Genomic DNA, 15,866 nt, shown 5'->3' on the forward strand with positions numbered 1-15,866 from the left:
AAGTACGTCCAGTGCGAGGACTTCCGGCCGGCACGCCGAGAGCACGCACCGGACGCCGCTCCTTGACGGGCAAACGTTGCCTGCCGCGGCACTAGTCGCTGTGCCGCGCCACGTACTTCTCCGCCATCGCCAGCAACTCCGGGTGCAGCGCGTCGCCCGCGGCCAGCACCCTTGCCAGCAGCGCCCGTTCGGTCGTCTCGGCGCGGAAGGCGAGGGCGACCGTCACCTCGTGGTCGGGCCGGTGCACGACCTCGATCGGGTCGTCCGCCCGGATCTCGCCCGGCTCGATCACCCGCAGATAGGCGCCGGGCGCACCCTTCTGGGTGAACCGCTTCACCCAGCGCTGCTCGCCGAGGTGCTCCTGGAACGTACGGCAGGGGATGCGCCCGCAGGTGACTTCGAGGACCACCTCGGAGCCGACGCGCCAGCGCTCGCCGATCCGAGCGCCGGACACGTCGAGCCCCTGAGTCGTCAGGTTCTCGCCGAACGCGCCGCTCGCCAGCGGCCGGCCGAGCTCGCGCCCCCAGTCGTCGAGGTCCTCGCGGGCGACCGCGTACACCGCCTGGTCGTCACCGCCGTGATGGCGCAGGTCGCACACCGCGTCCCCGGCGAGGCCGCTCGCGCCGACCCCCTTGGGCCCGGGTGCCGCCACCCGCACCGGCCCGTCCACCGGCCGCTTGTCGATGCCGGTCACACCCTCGGGCTGGTCCGTGTACGGAACCGCCCGTGGGCGGCCGATGTTCAAGGACAGAAGCTTCATGGCAGCACGCTAGGCGATGAGAGCCAAAGCGGCGAAGCGATATTCGCCGCCGTACCCAAGGACCACTTATGCTCGAAAGGTGATCGAGGCCCGTCATCTCCGTGTTCTGCGCGCCGTCGCCGCCACCGGCTCCTTCTCGGCGGCGGGACGTGAACTCGGCTGCACCCAGCCCGCCGTCAGCCAGCAGATGAAGGCGCTCGAATCGTCCGTCGGCACCCCGCTGCTCATCCGCACGGGCCGCGAGATGCGCCTCACCCAGGCGGGCGAGGCGCTGGTCCGGCACGCGGCGGGCATCATCGCGGGCCTGACCGCCGCCGAGGAGGAGGTCGCCGCGATCGCGGGCCTGCGTGCGGGCCGGGTCCGGCTCGTCTCCTTCCCCAGCGGCAGTTCCACGCTCGTCCCCACGGCCCTCGCCGCGCTGCGCGCCGCGCATCCCGGCACCCGGGTCTCCCTGGAGGAGGCCGAGCCGCCGGAGTCCGTCGAGAAGCTCCGGGCCGGCGACTGCGACATCGCCCTCGCGTTCCGCTACGAGGGAGCCGCGGGTGCCGAGGAGTGGGACGACCTGGTCGTACGGCCCCTGCTGCGGGACCGGCTCGTCGGGCTGGTCCCCGAGAAGCACCGGCTCGCGCGGGCCGGATCGGTCGCGATCGCCGAACTCGCCGGGGAGCCGTGGATCGCGGGCTGCCCGCGCTGCCGCGGACAACTGGTGGAGGTCTGCCGCGCCGCGGGCTTCGTGCCCCGCATCGACTTCGCCACCGACGACTACCCGGCCGTGGTCGGGCTGGTCGGCGCGGGCCTCGGGGTCGCGGTCCTGCCGGAGCTCGCGATCGAGTCCGTACGCCCCAAGGGTGCACGCACCGTGACGGTGGAGCCGCCGGTGCGGCGCGAGATCGTCGCGCTCACCCTGCCGGACCTGGCACAGGTGCCGGCGGTGGCGGCGACGCTCGACCAACTGGCGCGGGCCGCGAGCCGCTGACGCGGCCCCAAAGCGGCTGACGCCGCCAAAAAGCATGGGCACGCGTGCGCGTGCCCGGCGGTGGACCGAAAAGCAGAAACGTTCCTTCAGTTGTTCGAAGCGGGATCGCCGCTCCCGGTGGTCGACGCCGCCACCAGCCGGTTGCGCGCCCGCCCCATGAGTTCCTCGCGCTCGTCCTCGGTCAGGCCGCCCCATACGCCGTACGGTTCGCGCACCGCCAAGGCGTGTGCCGCGCACTGGGCTCGTACCGGGCATCGCATGCAGACCTCTTTGGCCGAGTTCTCGCGAGCGCTCCGTGCCGCACCGCGCTCGCCCTCCGGGTGGAAGAAGAGCGAGCTGTCGACCCCGCGGCAGGCCGCGAGGAGCTGCCAGTCCCAGAGGTCCGCGTTCGGACCGGGAAGGCGGGAGAAATCTGCCATTGCTTTGTCCCCTTGTCGCCGTTCTGGGCTGCTCTGTGCCCACCGACCGTACATCTACGATCTAAGGAGATGAAAATATGACTCATTGCGAATCTAGCCGCAGACACCAGCAAATGGGAAGAAAACAGGCTGAATGGGGCATAGGTTGTGATGAAACGTTGAGGGTCCGTTGTGCATGTCCGCGTCGTGTCCACGCCCTCACGTAGAGTGCCGAAGACGACCGACTGCCCCGTAACTCTTTCGAGTGACCATCGTTGAGAGTGCGGAGGCGGTTGAAGGAACAAGCGCTCGGGCAGACGGCAGTTCCGTCGGCGAGTGTCGACCGCACAGATGACGATTCGTACCAGCCTGGAGGCTCAAGGTGACGCGCATCAGCTGCGGAGGGCGGCCATGACATCCGTCCTCGTCTGCGACGACTCCCCGCTTGCCCGAGAGGCGCTCCGCCGTGCGGTGGCGACCGTGCCCGGCGTCGAGCGTGTGACGACGGCAGCCAACGGCGAGGAAGTCCTCCGCCGCTGGGGTGCCGACCGCTCGGACCTGATTCTGATGGACGTACGCATGCCCGGACTGGGTGGCGTCGAGACCGTCCGGCGGCTGCTGTCCGCCGACCCCGGTGCGCGCATCATCATGCTCACCGTGGCCGAGGACCTGGACGGTGTGGCGCTCGCCGTCGCCGCCGGGGCCCGCGGCTATCTGCACAAGGACGCCTCCCGCGCGGAGCTGCGCGCGACCGTGACCCAGGCACTCGCCGACCCCACCTGGCGGCTCGCCCCGCGCAGACTGCGGTCGGCCGAGATGGGCGCGGCGCCGACGCTCACGGCGCGTGAGATCCAGGTGCTGGAAGGCATGAGTCATGGTCGCTCCAACGCCGAGATCGGCCGCGAGCTGTTCCTCTCCGAGGACACCGTGAAGACGCACGCCCGGCGGCTCTTCAAGAAGCTCGGCGCCTCGGACCGCGCGCACGCCGTGGCGCTCGGTTTCCGGTGGGGTCTGGTTCGTTAGGTGAGCCGTCGCGGGGGTACGACGCACCCCGCCTACCTCATGGTGGGCGGGGCCGACAACAGGGCCCGCCGAGTGCCCGCTGCTCGTTTCGCCGCGGATGCCGCATGCTTGAGGTGTGGAGTTCCTCGGGGACGAGTCGGTCGAGCGGAAGGGGAGGGCGACGGAGATGAGTTCCGGCGCACCTGCTCATAACGCTTCGGTGCACAACTACGGACGCGGTGCCACGGACAAGACGACGCCAAGGCACCATGGACCGATGCGCGACGACGAGACGACGGTGATCGGTGCGCTCGTCCATCGTGCGGTCGACGGCGACGAGCAGGCCACGCACGACCTGCTCGCGCGTGTACATCCCTTGGCGTTGCGCTACTGCCGCACCCGCCTCTCCCGGCTTCCGGGCGACGCGCGGCACTTCGTCGAGGACCTGGCCCAGGAGGTCTGCGTAGCGGTGCTCCTCGCACTGCCGCGCTACAAGGACACCGGGCGCCCCTTCGAGGCGTTCGTCTTCGCCATCGCCGCGCACAAGGTCGCCGACCTGCAGCGCGCCGCGATGCGCCACCCCGGTTCGACGGCGGTTCCCTCGGACGAGATGCCCGAGCGCCCCGACGACTCCCTCGGCCCGGAGGAGCGCGCTCTCCTCAGCAGCGACGCCGAGTGGGCCAAGAAACTCCTGGCCAACCTCCCCGAAAACCAGCGCGAGCTGCTCCTGCTGCGCATCGCGGTGGGCCTCACGGCCGAGGAGACGGGCCAGATGTTGGGAATGTCACCGGGCGCCGTACGGGTGGCCCAGCACCGCGCACTGAGCCGGTTGCGGGCGCTGGCGGAGCAGTAGGCGGGTCTCAGGGGTCTCCGGTCACCGGGACCTCCGAGGACGCGTCGGCCGGCGAGCCGGGTCAGTCCTCCCAAGGGGCGGACCGGTTTTTCCTCGGGCGTGGGGCTCGCGTCGCTCTCCCGCGGGGACTCGGGACCCGGCCCACAACTGAACGGCATCGCCACCCCGCCCGTACGAACCTACGAAGCCCAAGGGCGGTCCGAACCGTGGAATGGGAGAGCCTTGCTTCCCGTTAGCATGGACATCCGCACCGATCAAGGCCATTTGGGGAAGGTGTCATGACTGCCAACGTCGACGGAGTGCCCGCCAAATTCGCGACACTCGGGCTGACCTACGACGACGTGCTGCTGCTGCCGGGCGCCTCTGAGGTGCTGCCCAATGCGGTCGACACCTCGTCCCGCATCTCCCGCAACGTACGTGTGAACATCCCGCTGCTCTCCGCGGCGATGGACAAGGTGACCGAGTCGCGCATGGCGATCGCCATGGCCCGGCAGGGAGGCGTCGGTGTACTGCACCGCAACCTCTCCATCGAGGACCAGGTCAACCAGGTCGACCTGGTGAAGCGCTCCGAGTCCGGCATGGTCACCGACCCGATCACGGTGCACCCGGACGCGACGCTGGCCGAGGCCGACGCGCTGTGTGCCAAGTTCCGCATCAGCGGTGTCCCCGTCACCGACGGCAGCGGCAAGCTGCTGGGCATCGTCACCAACCGTGACATGGCCTTCGAGACCGACCGTTCGCGCCAGGTGCGCGAGGTCATGACGCCGATGCCCCTGGTCACCGGCAAGGTCGGCATCTCCGGCACCGACGCCATGGAACTGCTGCGCCGCCACAAGATCGAGAAGCTTCCGCTGGTCGACGACGCGGGCGTCCTCAAGGGCCTCATCACGGTCAAGGACTTCGTGAAGGCCGAGAAGTACCCGAACGCCGCGAAGGACGCCGAGGGCCGCCTGCTGGTGGGTGCCGCCGTCGGCGCCAGCCCCGAGGCTCTGGAGCGCGCTCAGGCGCTGGCCGAGGCCGGGGTGGACTTCCTGATCGTCGACACCTCGCACGGGCACAACAGCAACGCGCTCAACTGGATGGCGAAGATCAAGTCGAGCGTGAACGTCGACGTGATCGGCGGCAACGTCGCCACTCGTGACGGTGCCCAGGCCCTGATCGACGCCGGCGTCGACGGCGTCAAGGTGGGTGTGGGCCCCGGCTCGATCTGTACCACCCGTGTGGTCGCCGGCATCGGCGTCCCGCAGGTCACCGCCATCTACGAAGCGGCCCTCGCGGCCCGCGCCGCGGGTGTCCCGGTGATCGGTGACGGTGGTCTGCAGTACTCCGGCGACATCGGCAAGGCGCTGGCCGCCGGTGCCGACACGGTGATGCTCGGCAGCCTCCTGGCGGGCTGTGAGGAGTCGCCCGGCGAGCTGCTCTTCATCAACGGCAAGCAGTTCAAGTCGTACCGCGGCATGGGCTCCCTCGGCGCCATGCAGTCCCGTGGGCAGGGCAGGTCGTACTCGAAGGACCGCTACTTCCAGGCGGACGTCGCGTCCGACGACAAGCTCGTGCCCGAGGGCATCGAGGGGCAGGTGCCCTACCGCGGCCCGCTGGCCAACGTGCTGCACCAGCTCGTCGGCGGTCTGCGCCAGACCATGGGGTACGTGGGCGCCGCCACCATCGACGAGATGGAGTCCAAGGGCCGGTTCGTCCGGATCACCTCGGCGGGCCTCAAGGAGAGCCACCCGCACGACATCCAGATGACGGTCGAGGCGCCGAACTACAGCCGTAACGACTAGCCGTACACGTACGTGAGGGCGGTCCCGGAGGTTCCGGGGCCGCCCTTGTCGTAGGTGTCGGGGATACTGGGAGGCGCAGAAGCGAAGAGGGAAAGGCCACACACGTGACTGAGATCGAGATCGGGCGCGGCAAGCGCGGCCGCCGGGCGTACGCCTTCGACGACATCGCCGTCGTCCCGAGCCGCCGTACGCGAGACCCGAAGGAGGTCTCGATCGCCTGGCAGATCGACGCCTACCGCTTCGAGCTGCCGTTCCTGGCCGCCCCGATGGACTCGGTCGTCTCCCCGGCGACCGCGATCCGCATCGGCGAGCTGGGCGGCCTGGGAGTACTGAACCTCGAAGGCCTGTGGACGCGGTACGAGGACCCGCAGCCGCTGCTCGACGAGATCGCCGAGCTGGACGCGGACACCGCGACCCGCCGCCTCCAGGAGATCTACGCCGCTCCCATCAAGGAGGAGCTGATCGGGCAGCGCATCAAGGAGGTGCGCGACTCGGGCGTCGTCACCGCGGCAGCCCTGTCGCCGCAGCGCACGGCCCAGTTCTCCAAGGCCGTCGTCGACGCGGGCGTGGACATCTTCGTCATCCGCGGTACGACGGTCTCCGCGGAGCACGTCTCCGGTGCCGCCGAACCGCTGAACCTGAAGCAGTTCATCTACGAGCTCGACGTCCCCGTGATCGTCGGCGGCTGCGCCACGTACACGGCGGCGCTGCACCTGATGCGCACGGGCGCGGCCGGTGTCCTGGTCGGCTTCGGCGGCGGTGCCGCGCACACCACGCGCAACGTGCTGGGCATCCAGGTCCCGATGGCGACCGCCGTCGCCGACGTGGCCGCGGCCCGCCGCGACTACATGGACGAGTCCGGCGGCCGCTATGTGCACGTGATCGCGGACGGCGGTGTCGGCTGGTCCGGCGACCTCCCCAAGGCGATCGCCTGCGGCGCCGACTCGGTGATGATGGGCTCCCCGCTGGCCCGCGCCACGGACGCGCCCGGCAGGGGCCACCACTGGGGCATGGAAGCGGTCAACGAGGAGCTGCCGCGCGGCAAGAAGGTCGACCTCGGCACCGTCGGCACCATCGAGGAGATCCTCACCGGGCCCTCGCACATCCCCGACGGTTCCATGAACATCTTCGGCGCCCTCCGCCGCGCCATGGCCACCACCGGCTACAGCGAGCTCAAGGAGTTCCAGCGCGTCGAGGTGACGGTCGCGGACTCCCAGCACAAGCGCTAGCGGTAGCGGTACGGCGGCTCGTACGACGCCGAAGGGCCCGTCCACCATGAGGTGGGCGGGCCCTCGCGCATGCCGGGCGGGGTTACTGACCGGCCTTCTTGGCGCCGGAGAAGGCCGCGTACGCGGCGATGGCGAAGAAGAGGAAGGTCAGCGGGTCGGCCTCGGCCTTCCATGCTTCCTGGACCACGCTGAAGTGCTGGAAGAAGACCTCGTTGAAGCCGACGCCGATCTCCTTGGCGCCGATCATGGCCTCGCCGACCAGCTGGCCGAGGTAGACCGAGGCCACCGAAAGGATCAGGCTGGCGATCGGCAGGATCGGGTTGCGCCCGCCGACGCGGCCCGCGGCGAGGCCGATCACGAAGCCGACGCCGACGGCCGCCCAGCCGATCTCGTGCTTGGTGAGGCCGATGATGACTCCGTAGAGGCCCGCCGCGACCAGGGCGGCACCGACGGCGGCCGCGAGGCCGAGCCCGAGCTTGTCGCGCACCGGAGCGGCCGGGGCGACGGGAGCCATCGGGAAGCCCGGCTGGGGTGTGCCCTGCGGGGCACCCTGCTGCGGGAACCCGGCCTGGGCGGCGTCCTGCGGCGGCGCGGGCGGCTGGCCCGGCCGGCCGGCGTACGGGTTCTGGTCCGGGTACGGGTTGTCGACCGGTGGACCGGACGGCGGCGGAGACGACTGACTCATGTGGTTCCCCCCAGGGATGTGAGCGCACACCTGGGAGCGCCCGGGACGCGGGCGCACTGGTGTGCGAGAGCTGACGCACAGTAGCAGTCGGCAGTGACATCCCGTCCAGGGGTTTCGCCGGGGTCAGAGTCGGTGCGCGGCTCCGGTCGGGGTCGCTCCCCTGGTGTCGAGGAGGAGCTGGGCCTTCACGGAGAGCCCTTGGAGGTCGTACGTGCGGTGCTGCTGGAGCAGGATCGTGAGGTCGGCGTCGGCGGCGGCCTCGTAGAGGGAGTCGGCGCGCGGCACGGGGCGGCCGAGGACGTTCCAGGCCGGGACGTGCGGGTCGTGGTAGCTGACGGTCGCGCCGAGTTCCATCAGGCGCAGGGCGATCTCGTGGGCGGGCGTGCCCTGTTGGTCGGCGAGGTCGGGCTTGTAGGTGACGCCGAGGAGGAGCACGCGCGCGGCGCGGGCCGATTTCCCGTGCTCGTTGAGGAGCGTGGCGGCGCGCTGGATGACGTATCGCGGCATGTGGCTGTTGACCTGCTGGGCCAGTTCGACCATTCGGAGGGTGCGGCCCGAGTGGCCCGCCAGGTCCTGGGCGATGCCGTGGCCGCCGACGCCGGGTCCCGGCCGGAACGCCTGGAATCCGAACGGCTTGGTCTCGGCGCAGCGGATGACGTCCCACACGTCGACGCCCAGGTCGTGGCAGAGCACGGCCATCTCGTTGACCAGGGCGATGTTGACGTGCCGGTAGTTGTTCTCCAGGAGCTGTACGGTCTCCGCCTCGCGGGGGCCACGCGCGCGTACGACCTTGTCGGTGAGGCGTCCGTAGAAGGCGGCGGCCGACTCGGTGCAGGCGGGGGTGAGGCCGCCGATGACCTTGGGGGTGTTGGCGGGGGTGAAGTCGCGGTTGCCGGGATCGACGCGGCTGGGCGAGTACGCGAGGTGGAAGTCGCGCCCCGCGCGCAGGCCCGAGCCCTCTTCGAGGAGCGGGCGCAGGAAGTCCTCGGTGGTGCCGGGGTGGACCGGCGACTCCATGATCACGGTGGTGTGCGGGCGCAGCCGTTCGGCCAGGGTGCGGGCTGCCGAGGCCACTTGGCCCAGGTCGGGGGTGCCGTCCGGGCCGGGTGGGGTCGGGGCGCAGATGACGGCGGTGCGGACGCGGCCGAGTTCGGCGGGGTTGGTGGTAGGCCGGAAGCCTCCCGAGAGCATCCGGCGCAGTTCGGCCGGGGTGAGTGAGCCGCCTTCCGGGCCGGTCTTGTAGCCGAGCGTGGGGATGCCGGCGGCGACGGCGGCCTGGGCCAGGGGCAGGCCGAGATGTCCGAGTCCGATGACGGCGAGATCTGCGGGCATGGCGTGGGCCGTCCTTCCCAGTAACCGAAGCGGGACAGGTGTGCAAGCCCTGTGGACAGAACGGGCGAGCGCAATGTCAGACTAGGAGTAAATATGACCGATTTACGGTATTGGGTGGGCGAGTTTCCGGGAGTGTTGTCCACAGGCTGGGGGTGCGTGGTGGCCGATGACGGACATCGCGGTCAGACTTTGGGGCAGGGGGACGTGAGCCGGGCGTAGCCGGACAGGTGCGGCCAGCGCTACAGACAGCGGGAGGCAGCGGTGAAGACAGCGAGACTGGGGCCGGCGGAGCGCGCCGAGTCCCTGGCTGGGATGGCCGAGCGTGAGCTGGATGTGCTGGTGGTGGGCGCGGGCGTGGTCGGTGCGGGGACGGCGCTCGACGCCGTGACACGCGGCCTGTCCACGGGCCTGGTCGAGGCGCGCGACTGGGCGTCGGGCACCTCCAGCAGGTCCAGCAAGCTGATCCACGGCGGCCTGCGCTATCTGGAGATGCTCGACTTCGCCCTCGTGCGCGAGGCCCTGAAGGAGCGTGGACTCCTTCTGGAGCGGCTCGCACCGCACCTGGTGAAGCCGGTGCCGTTCCTCTATCCGCTCCAGCACAAGGGCTGGGAGCGGCTGTACGCGGGATCGGGCGTCGCGCTGTACGACGCCATGTCGATGACGAGCGGACACGGACGAGGACTGCCCGCCCATCGCCATCTGACGCGCAGCCACGCTCTGCGCATAGCACCCGCTTTGAAGAAGGACGCGCTGGTCGGCGCGTTGCAGTACTACGACGCGCAGGTGGACGACGCCCGCTATGTGGCCACGTTGGTGCGCACGGCGGCGGCGTACGGCGCGAAGGTCGCCAACCGTGCCCGCGTGACCGGATTCCTGCGCGAGGGCGAGCGCGTGGTCGGCGCCAGGGTGGAGGACGTCGAAGGCGGCGGGGAGTACGAGATCCGCGCCAAGCAGATCGTCAACGCCACGGGGGTGTGGACCGACGACACCCAGGCCATGGTGGGCGAGAGAGGCCAGTTCCACGTACGGGCCTCCAAGGGCATCCACCTGGTCGTGCCGAAGGACCGGATCAACGCCGCGACGGGCCTGATCCTGCGCACCGAGAAGTCCGTCCTCTTCGTGATCCCCTGGGGGCGGCACTGGATCATCGGCACCACGGACACCGACTGGAACCTCGACAAGGCCCACCCCGCGGCCTCCAGCGCCGACATCGACTATCTGCTGGAGCATGTGAACTCGGTGCTCTCGGTGCCCCTGACCCGCGACGACGTGGAGGGTGTGTACGCGGGACTGCGGCCGCTGCTCGCGGGCGAGTCGGACGCCACCAGCAAGCTCTCGCGCGAGCACACCGTGGCCCATCCGGTGCCGGGACTGGTGGTCGTGGCGGGTGGCAAGTACACGACCTACCGGGTGATGGCCAAGGACGCGGTCGACGAGGCGGTGCACGGTCTCGACCAGCGGGTCGCCGAATGCGTCACCGAGGACATTCCCCTGCTCGGGGCCGAGGGGTACCGGGCGCTGTGGAACGCGCGGGCGCGGATCGCGCAGCGCACCGGACTCCATGTGGTCCGCGTGGAGCATCTGCTGAACCGGTTCGGTGTGCTGGCCGAGGAGATATTCGAGCTCATCGCCGCCAACCCCGCGCTGGGCGTGCCCCTTCCGGCCGCCGAGGACTACCTCAAGGCCGAGATCGTCTACGCCGCCTCGCACGAGGGTGCCCGGCACCTGGACGACGTGCTCACCCGGCGCACCCGTATCTCCATCGAGACCTTCGACCGCGGTACGCGCAGCGCCCGCGAGGCCGCCGAGCTGATGGCGCCGGTCCTCGGCTGGGACAAGGACCAGATCGAGCGCGAGGTGGAGCACTACGAGAAGCGGGTCGAGGCCGAGCGGGAGTCCCAGCGCCAGCCGGACGACCAGACGGCGGACGCGGCGCGGCTGGGGGCGCCGGACATCGTGCCGCGCTGATCGGGCCCCGCCGCCTGTGAGGGCCTGCCCGGGAGGTCCCGTGAATGTCACTCGAACGGGTGTCGTGAGCTGGGATCTTTGCTCGAAACCCGGCCGTTCTACTGGGTGCGGGGGCAGAACTCGGCGGCGAGCAGCTCGGGTTCCAGACTCGGGTCCTCGATCCCGTCCGTGTTCACCCGGAAGGTGAGGACACGACGGCCGTCGACGGTAGCCGCGGTGCGCACGTAGCTGCCGGATATATGGCCGTCGTGCCCCCACACGGTGGTGCCGCACGACAGCTTCACCGGATACAGACCCATGCCGTACAGGCCTTGTGCGGTGCGGTTGTCGAGCATCTCGCGCAGTTGGCGGGGCGGGAGCAGGTCGCCGGCGAGCAGGGCCGCGTAGAAGCGGTTCAGGTCGGCGAGCGTGCTGACCAGCTCACCCGCCGCGCCGGCCACGCGCGGGTCGAGGGCGGTCACGTCGGTGCCGTCGGCGGAGTAGGCGCGGCCGTGCGGGGAGGGCAGCGAGGTGCGGGCGCCGGGGAAGGAGGTGCCCGTCAGACGAAGGGGGTTGATGAACCGGCGCTCGACTTCGGTGGCGTACGAGTGGCCGGTGACCTGGCGGATGACCATGCCGAGCAGGACGTAGTTGGTGTTCGAGTAGGCGAAGCGGCCGCGGGCGGCCGGGGGGTGGGTGAGGGCGATGCGGACGGCCTGGAGCGGGGTGAGGGGGACGGCGCCCTTGGTGTCATCGGTGAAGTCGTACAGGCCGCTGGTGTGGGTGAGCAGGGAGCGCAGCGACAGACGCCGGCCGTCGTTGCCCGCGCCGCGCACCAGACCCGGAAGGTGAGCGTCCAGGGCGTCGGACAGGGACAGCCGGTGCTCGGCGGCGAGTTGCAGCACCACGGTCGCGATGAACGTCTTGGTGATGCTGCCCGCGCGGAAGTGGTCGCCGCGGGCGATGCCGTCGCCGGCGCGGGCGAAGCGTGCGCCGGAGGCTTCACCGGCCAGCAGCGCGGCGGCGGGAGCCTTGCCGCGGGTGACCAGAAGGGGGAGCAGACGGCGCAAGGCGCGGGTGGCGCCCGTTGCCGGGGCGGTGGCGGGGGAGTGTGAGCCCGTCGGGGCCGCGGACCTGGGGGTGTGACGGGCGGCCGAGGGTGTGGTGGAGTGGGAAGGGCCGGCGGTCGGCATCAGGCGCGGCAGGCCGATGGGGGCCAGGACGAGGACGGCCAGAGACACGGGTATGACCGGGAGTGTCCGAGGTGTCCGGGGCGCAGGCATCGGCGTTCCTTCCTTGTTGCGGCACATCATGGGGGACGGACCTGTGTGCACGAGCGGGTGGTCCGCAGGTGAGGGGCGTGCCGGTCGCCGAGGGCTTGTCGGCCGAAGGGCCCCCTGGGCGCTGAGCGCTTGTCGGGTGAGGGACAATGAAGGCTCTGTCAGGGCGGGTTGCATGAGGGGACGCATGTCGGAGGCGGAGCGGGCGGGAGCATCCCGTCAGGACAAGAGCGAACGTCTCCTCGCCGGGCGCTACCGGCTGGGAGATGTTCTCGGCCGCGGCGGCATGGGCACGGTGTGGCGGGCCCAGGACGAAACGCTGGGCCGCACGGTCGCCGTCAAGGAGCTGCGGTTCCCGTCGAGCATCGATGACGACGAGAAACGGCGGCTGATCACGCGCACCCTGCGTGAGGCCAAGGCGATCGCCCGGATTCGCAACAACGGCGCGGTGACGGTCTTCGACGTGGTCGACGAGGACAACCGGCCGTGGATCGTGATGGAGCTCGTCGAGGGCAAGTCGCTCGCCGAGGTCATCCGCGAGGACGGCCTGCTCACGCCGAAGCGTGCCGCCGAGGTGGGGCTCGCGATACTCGACGTGCTGCGTTCCGCGCACCGCGAGGGCATCCTGCACCGCGATGTGAAGCCGTCGAACGTGCTGATCTCCGACGACGGCCGGGTCGTGCTGACCGACTTCGGTATCGCGCAGGTCGAGGGCGACCCGTCCATCACCTCGACCGGCATGCTCGTGGGCGCGCCCTCGTACATCTCGCCGGAGCGGGCGCGCGGGCACAAGCCCGGCCCCGCGGCCGACCTGTGGTCGCTGGGCGGGCTGTTGTACGCGTCGGTCGAGGGTGTGCCGCCGTACGACAAGGGTTCCGCGATCGCGACGCTCACCGCGGTGATGACCGAGCCGGTGGAGCAGCCGAAGAACGCGGGCCCGCTGGAGAACGTGATTTACGGGCTGCTCGTGAAGGATCCCGCGCAGCGGCTCGACAACGAGCGCGCCCGGGCGATGCTCAGCGAGGTGATCCACGCCCCCGAGCCCAAGGAGACCGTGCCGGAGCCGGCGGACGCGACGAAGGTCGTGGCGCTGCCGCCGGTGCCGGACGAGGGCCCGGGCAAGAAGAGTTCGGGCGGCTCGCGCGGTTCCGGGGCCAAGCGGGGCGAGGAGGCCGGGGAGCGGCTGCGCGGGGCGCTGCGTTCCGTGCGGAAGGCCGCCTCGGTCGCCGGTACGGCCACGGCGGCGGCCACCGCTGCGGCGACGGCCCGTGCGAAGTCCGGTGCCGCGGGCGGGACGGGTGGTGCGAGCAGCGCGGGTACCGCGGGCGGTGCGGGTGGTGCCGGCGGTACCGCGGCTTCCGGTTCGGTGGGCGTGGAGGGGGCGGCTCCGGTCGCTCCGAAGGCTCCGGCGGCTCCCCCGGCTCCGCCGCGCGTGGACGTGTCGAAGCCCGCCGCGGCTGCGGGGAAGTCCGGGACGGTCACGCCCGGCCAGGGCGGCAAGGCGGCGGAGGGCTCCCCGAAGCCGGGCGTGCGTGACGGCGCGCCAGTGGGCTCGGCCTCCGGTCCCGTCGGCTCGAAGGAGGCTCTCGGCTCGGCGGGTTCGGGGGGTTCCGCCTCCACCGGTTCGGCCGGCGAGGCCAGGCCGGCCTCCGGGTGGCCCGTGGCGCCCGAGCGGCCGCCGCGGCCCGTGCCGCGGGCACCGCTCACCGATGTGGTGCCGCGGCGGACCCTGTTGATCATCGCGGTGGTCGTGGCGCTCGCCGTGATCGGGACCGTGCTGGCCCTTACCCTCGGCGGCGGTGACGGCAGCGGGTCGAAGAACGGCAAGAGCGGTGACACCAAGGCGGCCGCGTCCAACGGGGTGACCGCGGGCAGTGGCGACAAGGGCGCGACCAGCGGTTCTCACACCGACAGCGGCGACAAGACGGACGGTGCCACCGGGTCGGCCGGGGACGGGAGTTCGGGCAGCACGCCGAACACCGACGCGTCGGGCAGCGCCGCCGCCACGAACGGGACGGGCGGCGACGGCAAGGAGTCGGGCTCCTCGGGCTCCACCGCCGTGTCGACGTACACGGCCGGCCAGGGATTCAAGATCGGGCTGCCCAAGGGGTGGAAGTACCAGTCGACGGATGACGCGGGAGCCCGCTTCACCGGTCCCGACGGGCAGAAGCTCCTCGTCGGCTGGACGACCACGCCCAAGAGTGACCCTGTGGCGGACTGGAAGAACCAAGAGGGGTACATGGTGCGCTCGCAGTACAAGCGGGTGCGCATAGAGCAGGTGGACTACCGCGGTTGGAACACGGCTGACTGGGAGTTCACCTATCAGGACGGTGGCACGAAGTACCGGTCGATCGACCGCGGATTCGTCGTGAATGATCATCTCGGGTACGGGCTGATGTACACGGCGAAGGCATCCGATTGGGACAGTCAGCTGCGCAAGGACACGTGGCAGACGCTGACGAAGACGTTCCAGCCGAAGTCGTGAGGCCAGGGGCTCGAACCCACGTCGTGAAGCGCGTGCCCACGTCGTGAGGCCAGGGGCTCGAACCCACGTCGTGAAGCGCGTGCCCACGTCGTGAGGTTCGGGCCGGTTCGCCCGGGGTGTCTGTTGTAGGGGTCGGTCACGGGGCGGTGACATCTCGCATCCCGACATTGCGGGTTGCCTCCGGCACGTATCGTGAGTGGTTGCGGACCGTACGAAGCCGTAACGGGGCGCAAGGCGAACGGAATTGACCACCGGGCGGCCGGGGGAGGCATCGTGGACGACTACGCGGGACGGGTACTCGCCGACCGTTACCGCCTGCCGCTGCCGCCCTCCGACGAGTACGAATTCGCCGAGAGCCGGGCCTTCGACACCTACAGCGGTCAGGAAGTCCTCGTCCGGCAGGTGCCGTTGCCGGAGGTCGTCGAGGCGGAGATGCTCGACGCGGACGGGCTGCCCGAGGGGTTCGTGGCGCGGGACGGCGGGGTGCGGCGCGCCTCCGCACGGACCACGCGCAGGCCCACCGAACCCGCCGTACGACGGGCGATCGAGGCGGCGCAGGCCGCCGCGCAGATTCCCGACCATCCCCGGCTGGACCAGGTCTTCGACGTGTTCGCCGAAGGCGGGTCGTTGTGGATAGTGAGTGAGCTGGTGCCCGCACGGTCGCTGGCCGCGCTGCTCGCCGAGAAGCCGCTGAGCCCCTATCGGGCGGCCGAGGTCGCCGCCGACGTCGTCACCGCGCTGAGGGTGCTGCACGCGCACGGATGGGTCCACCGCAACATCACCGTGCGCACGGTGCTCGTCTGCGACGACGGCCGGGTGATGCTGACCGGCCTGGCCGCCGGAGCCGCGGAGGAGGCACTGTGCGGGTACGACCCGGTGCCGGTACAGGACTTCGAGGGTCCCGGGGGTGAGGGAGGCATCGGTGCCGGTTCACCCCACGCGGGTCCCGGTGCGGATTCACGAGCGGGTACGGGCACGGGCGCCGGTGTCCCGCGTGGCGCGGCCCGTACGCGCGATGCCGCGCCCGGTGGAGTGACCGGAGGGCTGCCCGGTGGGGGAGCCGGTGGTGCGTCCGGCGGGGGCCCCGGAGCCTCGTTCGGCGCGGTGGTCGCCGGTGTGCAGGGGGCCGATGCCG

The 15,866-nt window shown here is 71.0% G+C and carries 13 protein-coding genes; 8 read left to right on the forward strand and 5 right to left on the reverse strand.

What is annotated here, in order from left to right; translation table 11 throughout:
- Positions 1 to 91 precede the first annotated feature (91 nt).
- On the reverse strand, positions 92 to 760 hold the full coding sequence (locus ABZ656_RS49360) for an MOSC domain-containing protein (RefSeq protein ID WP_101400161.1): 669 nt from the start codon (positions 758 to 760) through the stop codon (positions 92 to 94).
- Positions 761 to 839: 79 nt separating this feature from the next.
- Here ABZ656_RS49360 and ABZ656_RS49365 point away from each other — a divergent pair, with 79 nt between their 5' ends.
- Positions 840 to 1,736 (forward strand): LysR family transcriptional regulator, encoded by an 897-nt coding sequence (locus ABZ656_RS49365; RefSeq protein WP_101400162.1) that lies wholly within the window; start codon positions 840 to 842, stop codon positions 1,734 to 1,736.
- A gap of 86 nt (positions 1,737 to 1,822) precedes the next feature.
- Here the strand turns inward: ABZ656_RS49365 and ABZ656_RS49370 are convergent, their stop codons facing one another.
- On the reverse strand, positions 1,823 to 2,155 hold the full coding sequence (locus ABZ656_RS49370) for a WhiB family transcriptional regulator (RefSeq protein ID WP_060901471.1): 333 nt from the start codon (positions 2,153 to 2,155) through the stop codon (positions 1,823 to 1,825).
- A gap of 390 nt (positions 2,156 to 2,545) precedes the next feature.
- On the opposite strand from ABZ656_RS49370, the gene ABZ656_RS49375 reads away from it, so the two are divergent.
- From ABZ656_RS49375 to ABZ656_RS49390, 4 genes are all read left to right on the forward strand, one after another.
- Positions 2,546 to 3,157, forward strand: coding sequence for a response regulator transcription factor (locus tag ABZ656_RS49375; RefSeq protein WP_003948568.1), 612 nt, complete (start codon positions 2,546 to 2,548; stop codon positions 3,155 to 3,157).
- 256 nt (positions 3,158 to 3,413) lie between these two features.
- Entirely contained in the window at positions 3,414 to 3,989 is a 576-nt protein-coding gene (locus tag ABZ656_RS49380) for a sigma-70 family RNA polymerase sigma factor (RefSeq protein ID WP_030571403.1), read from the forward strand.
- A gap of 278 nt (positions 3,990 to 4,267) precedes the next feature.
- The gene (gene guaB / locus ABZ656_RS49385; RefSeq protein ID WP_101400163.1) at positions 4,268 to 5,773 is read left to right on the forward strand and encodes an IMP dehydrogenase; all 1,506 of its coding nucleotides are present in this window, start codon (positions 4,268 to 4,270) and stop codon (positions 5,771 to 5,773) included.
- A 104-nt stretch (positions 5,774 to 5,877) separates the two neighbouring features.
- Positions 5,878 to 7,002, forward strand: coding sequence for a GuaB3 family IMP dehydrogenase-related protein (locus ABZ656_RS49390; RefSeq protein ID WP_067366955.1), 1,125 nt, complete (start codon positions 5,878 to 5,880; stop codon positions 7,000 to 7,002).
- Between the two features lie 82 nt (positions 7,003 to 7,084).
- Here ABZ656_RS49390 and ABZ656_RS49395 read toward each other — a convergent pair whose 3' ends face one another.
- A complete protein-coding gene (locus ABZ656_RS49395; protein ID WP_360278018.1) occupies positions 7,085 to 7,687 on the reverse strand; it encodes a hypothetical protein in 603 nt (200 codons plus the stop codon).
- A 123-nt stretch (positions 7,688 to 7,810) separates the two neighbouring features.
- Positions 7,811 to 9,019: a nucleotide sugar dehydrogenase gene (locus ABZ656_RS49400; protein ID WP_101400165.1), complete on the reverse strand. Its 1,209-nt coding sequence runs from the start codon at positions 9,017 to 9,019 to the stop codon at positions 7,811 to 7,813.
- 261 nt (positions 9,020 to 9,280) lie between these two features.
- Here ABZ656_RS49400 and ABZ656_RS49405 point away from each other — a divergent pair, with 261 nt between their 5' ends.
- Entirely contained in the window at positions 9,281 to 10,987 is a 1,707-nt protein-coding gene (locus tag ABZ656_RS49405; RefSeq protein WP_101400166.1) for a glycerol-3-phosphate dehydrogenase/oxidase, read from the forward strand.
- 98 nt (positions 10,988 to 11,085) lie between these two features.
- Here the strand turns inward: ABZ656_RS49405 and ABZ656_RS49410 are convergent, their stop codons facing one another.
- The gene (locus ABZ656_RS49410; RefSeq protein ID WP_360278023.1) at positions 11,086 to 12,249 is read right to left on the reverse strand and encodes a serine hydrolase domain-containing protein; all 1,164 of its coding nucleotides are present in this window, start codon (positions 12,247 to 12,249) and stop codon (positions 11,086 to 11,088) included.
- Between the two features lie 184 nt (positions 12,250 to 12,433).
- Between ABZ656_RS49410 and ABZ656_RS49415 the strand changes: the two genes are divergently transcribed.
- Together ABZ656_RS49415 and ABZ656_RS49420 are read left to right on the forward strand one after the other, a co-directional pair.
- Entirely contained in the window at positions 12,434 to 14,731 is a 2,298-nt protein-coding gene (locus ABZ656_RS49415; protein WP_360278026.1) for a serine/threonine-protein kinase, read from the forward strand.
- Positions 14,732 to 15,004: 273 nt separating this feature from the next.
- Positions 15,005 to 15,866 (forward strand): protein kinase (locus tag ABZ656_RS49420; RefSeq protein WP_360278029.1); only part of this gene is annotated, 862 nt, incomplete at its 3' end.

Origin of the sequence: Streptomyces sp. NPDC007095 (assembly GCF_040634475.1) — a bacterium.
Taxonomy (GTDB): domain Bacteria; phylum Actinomycetota; class Actinomycetes; order Streptomycetales; family Streptomycetaceae; genus Streptomyces.

Bases quoted from the DNA above. Each gene is read 5' to 3' on its own strand.
- ABZ656_RS49360 (WP_101400161.1), bottom strand. From the start codon at position 760: ATGAAGCTTCTGTCCTTGAACATCGGCCGCCCACGGGCGGTTCCGTAC.
- ABZ656_RS49370 (WP_060901471.1), bottom strand. From the start codon at position 2,155: ATGGCAGATTTCTCCCGCCTTCCCGGTCCGAACGCGGACCTCTGGGAC.
- ABZ656_RS49375 (WP_003948568.1), top strand. From the start codon at position 2,546: ATGACATCCGTCCTCGTCTGCGACGACTCCCCGCTTGCCCGAGAGGCG.
- ABZ656_RS49380 (WP_030571403.1), top strand. From the start codon at position 3,414: ATGCGCGACGACGAGACGACGGTGATCGGTGCGCTCGTCCATCGTGCG.
- guaB (WP_101400163.1), top strand. From the start codon at position 4,268: ATGACTGCCAACGTCGACGGAGTGCCCGCCAAATTCGCGACACTCGGG.
- ABZ656_RS49395 (WP_360278018.1), bottom strand. From the start codon at position 7,687: ATGAGTCAGTCGTCTCCGCCGCCGTCCGGTCCACCGGTCGACAACCCG.
- ABZ656_RS49400 (WP_101400165.1), bottom strand. From the start codon at position 9,019: ATGCCCGCAGATCTCGCCGTCATCGGACTCGGACATCTCGGCCTGCCC.
- ABZ656_RS49410 (WP_360278023.1), bottom strand. From the start codon at position 12,249: ATGCCTGCGCCCCGGACACCTCGGACACTCCCGGTCATACCCGTGTCT.
- ABZ656_RS49415 (WP_360278026.1), top strand. From the start codon at position 12,434: ATGTCGGAGGCGGAGCGGGCGGGAGCATCCCGTCAGGACAAGAGCGAA.